This window comes from Streptomyces sp., assembly GCF_050698815.1.
GTDB lineage: Bacteria > Actinomycetota > Actinomycetes > Streptomycetales > Streptomycetaceae > Streptomyces.
On record NZ_JBOHCV010000558.1, the window covers coordinates 1 to 3,908 of the forward strand.

At 68.4% G+C, this 3,908-nt stretch carries 4 protein-coding genes and 1 pseudogene; 3 read left to right on the forward strand and 2 right to left on the reverse strand.

Annotation, left to right across the window (positions count from 1 at the left end):
* On the forward strand, window positions 1-461 hold a 461-nt coding region (locus ACRDP3_RS20155; RefSeq protein ID WP_431518374.1), incomplete at its 5' end, for a DUF7008 domain-containing protein.
* Window positions 462-541: 80 nt separating this feature from the next.
* Here ACRDP3_RS20155 and ACRDP3_RS20160 read toward each other — a convergent pair.
* Complete coding sequence (locus ACRDP3_RS20160) at window positions 542-748, reverse strand: DUF397 domain-containing protein (RefSeq protein WP_431518375.1); 207 nt, start codon at window positions 746-748, stop codon at window positions 542-544.
* Window positions 745-1,581, reverse strand: a complete 837-nt coding sequence (locus tag ACRDP3_RS20165) for a helix-turn-helix domain-containing protein (RefSeq protein WP_431518376.1) — start codon at window positions 1,579-1,581, stop codon at window positions 745-747. The genes ACRDP3_RS20160 and ACRDP3_RS20165 overlap by 4 nt, the downstream gene beginning before the upstream one ends.
* Window positions 1,582-1,995: 414 nt before the next feature.
* On the opposite strand from ACRDP3_RS20165, the gene ACRDP3_RS20170 reads away from it, so the two are divergent.
* Both ACRDP3_RS20170 and ACRDP3_RS20175 read left to right on the forward strand, forming a co-directional pair.
* Complete coding sequence (locus ACRDP3_RS20170) at window positions 1,996-3,135, forward strand: methyltransferase domain-containing protein (RefSeq protein ID WP_431518377.1); 1,140 nt, start codon at window positions 1,996-1,998, stop codon at window positions 3,133-3,135.
* Window positions 3,136-3,363: 228 nt separating this feature from the next.
* Window positions 3,364-3,908: pseudogene (locus ACRDP3_RS20175) on the forward strand (hypothetical protein); the annotation flags it as partial.

Sequence of the window (3,908 nt, forward strand, 5' to 3'; positions counted from 1 at the left end):
CCGGGGAGCGGCTCGACATCCCCGTGCCGCCGAAGTACGCGTCCGCCGACTTCCTCAAGACGTCCTATTGGTCGCATCGCGGCAAGCTGGACGTGCCGAAGGAGCGATTCATCTCCTACCCGGACGCGTCGCCCGACGCCGATCCCACCCTTCTGCTCGGCTGGGCCGGCTGGGATCACAAGGACCAGGTGCAGGCCCTGGTCAACGTGATCAATGACCGTACGGACCAGGCCGGTTGGGCCAGCCCGCGCCTGACTCCGCTCATCGCGGGCATCCAGGAGCTGATGCCGTGGGTGCACCAGTGGCATGGTGAGCATGATGAGGAGTGGGGCGGCAATCCGGCCGAGGAGTACCAGGCGTACCTGGACGAGCAGCGCAGCAAGCACGGCCTCTCGGCAGACGACCTCACGGCCTGGCGTCCCGAGAGGAAGACGCGCGGACGGGCCAAGAAGGTGGACTGAGCCACGCGTACAAGCGCGTACAAGAAGGCGCCCCACCTCCGGATCGCTTCCGGTGGCGGGGCGCCGTTGGCTGCGGGCGATCAGTCCTGCGCGGCGAACCCTACGAAGGCGGCCCAGCCAGCAGGGGCCACTGACAGTATCGGTCCTTCCCTGTCCTTCGAGTCGCGGACGTGGATGGTGCGGGGAGTGGCCGCGACCTCGATACAATCGCCGCCCTCAGCACCGCTGTAGCTGCTCTTGAACCAGGCCAGTTGAGCAGCGGAATCAGTGACTACTTCGATGTTCATACCTCTCCCAGCAGCTTTTCGACGAAGGCCAGAGACTCACGAGGGGTGAGCGCCTGCGCTCGGATGATCCCATAACGTGCCGCGAGAGCACGGACTTCTTCTCGATCAGTCACCAGTGTGCTCCTGCCCTGGGCCTCCATGTAGCCGACCTCGTCAGCGCCCCGTCGGGTGAGGACGGTGAACGGCCCATCGACTCCAGCGTTGTCCTCCCGGTCCAGAGGCATGATCTGGATCTCAACGTTCCGCTTCTGGCCGATAAGCAGGATCTGCTCAAGTTGGCCGCGCTGCACCGAACTACCCCCGAGTCGACGTCGCAGTACCGACTCTTCCAGAACGAAGCTCAGCAATGGCGCAGGCCACCGGTTGAAGATCTCCTGACGGGCCAGACGTGCTGCGACGCGCTGCTCGATCGTTGCCTCGTCCAGGAGAGGGCGCCTCATCGTCAGCAGCGCACGCATGTACTCCTCAGTCTGCAACAGCCCTTTGACGACGTGCGTGTCGTACGCGAACAGCTCAACGGCCTCCGTCTCCAACCGCGCCGCATCCCGGAAGAACGCCGGGTACTGAGCCCGCGCAACCTCTTCCTTGCCGGCCCGCAGCACGCCGCCCGCGTCCAGCAGTTCGTCGGCCTGGTCGATGAACCGTGGCGGTGGGATGCGGCGGCCCTGCTCGAAGGAGGCGATCGTCGACGCCGAGTACCCCGTCTGCGCGCCCAGCTCCGGCCGCTCCAGGCCCGCCCGTTTCCGGCACAGTTTCAGCTGCCGCCCGAAGACGTGCAGGATGCCCGACCCGGACTCGGACTCCTGCCCCGGCAGTTGTTCGTGATCCTCCATGCCCGCACCCCTCCGTACCGCCCCGCACACCGACTCGCCTACTGCGTACCGCACTTGCGCGCCCAACGTGCGAGCCGACGGTCGGTCACGCTGCACGCCGCGTACAAGCTCACCGCTGACGCGTACAGCACCGCCGGTCAGCGCGTCGCTCCCGGTAGACGGTATGCGCGAACCGGGTGCTTCGGCCTGCGAAGCGAGCAATTCGCCCGTACGGGATGAGCGTTGCCCGGACGGGGTTGCGGCCGAATCCCCGCAATCGTCACTCTGGGTACGGTACAGGCAACCGACTGCACGTACCGAGCGAGGAGGCGCTGTGGGGAATCACAGGGGAGAGCCGTCGGACAAGCCGTGGACCCCGCCGCCGGAGCCGCCGAGTCCGGACGGCGACAACCCCGAGAAGAAGTAGCAGCACTCGTGGACTTCCGTGACATCTGCGGGGGTGCGGTAGCGGCCAAGGGAGCCTTCCGTGCCGCCTGGGTGCGCGATGCGTTCCATGCCGTGGACCGCGCGCACTTCGTACCGCGCAGGGTCTGGTCCCAGGTCGCGGGGCAGGACGGGCTGTATCCGGTACTCGACCGCGACGGGGACCCCGACGCCTGGTATCGAGCCGTCTGGGATCCGCACCGCAGCGTCGTCACGCAGATGGACGGTCACCGGCTGCCGCGGGTACCGGCCCGCGGCGACTTCACCAGCTCGGTGTCCGCCCCGGACATCGTGTGCTCCAAGCTGTGTCATCTCGACCTGGAGCCCGGTCATCGGGTGCTGGAGCTGGGCACGGGCTCCGGGTATGCCACGGCGTTGCTGTGTGAGCGCGTCGGCGACGGCAACGTCACGACGGTGGAGATCGACCCGGAGCTGTCCTCGTGGGGCGCGGACAACCTCGCCAAGGCCGGCTGTCACCCCCGGATCGTCTGTGGCGACGGTATGGAGGGATGGGACGGTTCGGCGCCGTATGACCGGATCATCGCCACCGCGGCGGTGCGGCGGATTCCCCGTGCGTGGGTGGAGCAGTGCACGGGTGGCGCGGTCGTTCTTGCGCCGTTCGGCACGTGCTATGCCGGCGGTGGGCTTCTCAGGCTCACCGTGGACGGCGGTACGGCATCGGGCCGGTTGGTGGGGACCGCTCACTACATGTGGGCGCGTGGCGAGCGCCCCGGCAGAGAGCTGTCTCCACCGGAGAGTTGCCGCAGGTCCGCGTCGGTGATCGAGCCGGGTCAGATTCTGGGCGGCGGTTGGGCGCAGGACTTCGCGCTCGGGCTGTGGGTGCCGGACATCGACTACGCTCACCGCGGCGACGGCGAGGAGCGCCAGGTCCAGTTGTGGGACCAGGCCGGCAGCTCGGTGACGGTGGTGTCCTACGGCGGCTGGTACGAGCCCACCTCCGTGGTCGCCTACGGCCCCCGGAACCTGTGGTCGGAGGTCGTCGCCGCCTACACGACATGGCGCGAGGCCGAGCAGCCGGACCTCGGCCGCTTCGGCGTCACCGTCTCCGATCGCGGCCAGCACACGTGGCTGGACGACCCCGGCAACGTCATCGCGGAGCGCCTGCCGTAACGGCCGGGCCTCGACCGCCGACCCTTGCCGTCTTCGGTGCGTCCGAGCCGACGGTTCGTGGCTTGGCCCGAGCGTCACCATGCGTGACGTATGGTCGTCCGATCGTCACCGTGAGGTGTACGCTGCCCCTCAAGCGGGTCGCCTCGTGCCAGAACGAGGCGGTCCCCGACCGGTGGTGGAACACCGTCCGGGGACCTACACCCCACAGGACTTCAAAGGAGTCCCGGGATGCTTCGGCATGTTATCTCGCCTGCGCGCTTCTTCGCGCAGATCCCCAACCAGATCATTCGCCACCCGCGGCTGTCCTCGCACGCCGTGCACCTGCTGGTCTGGCAACTCTCGCTGCCGGACAGCGCCGACGAACCACTGAGCGCCACCGCGCAGCGCGCGCGGATCAAGAAGACCGCGTTCCAGAACGCCAAGCAGGAGCTGCTCGCCGAGGGATACCTGCACGAGTGGCGGGTGCGGGTGGAGAGCGGACGGTTCGTCACCGTCCAGCTCATCTCCAACGAGCCGCTGACGGCCGAGCAGGCCGCCTCCGTACGCGACGGCCACCGCCCGGCCCCGGGCCTGGCCCGGCTGATCACCGCTCACCCCGCCGAGTCGCCCGCGCAGCAGCCGTCACCGCCGAGTGCCGGTTGTCCGGCCGTCGGTGAGCCGACCGGTCGGGGCGGCGGCCGTCAACCACAGAAGAACACCGGAGAGAACACCACCAACCAACCACCCCTGCCGGAACCGGAGTCGCAGGATGCGGACGCCGGTGACTCGAGGCC

Excerpts from the sequence above, each read along its gene's own strand:
- ACRDP3_RS20160 (WP_431518375.1), bottom strand. The coding sequence starts at position 748 with ATGAACATCGAAGTAGTCACTGATTCCGCTGCTCAACTGGCCTGGTTC.
- ACRDP3_RS20165 (WP_431518376.1), bottom strand. The coding sequence starts at position 1,581 with ATGGAGGATCACGAACAACTGCCGGGGCAGGAGTCCGAGTCCGGGTCG.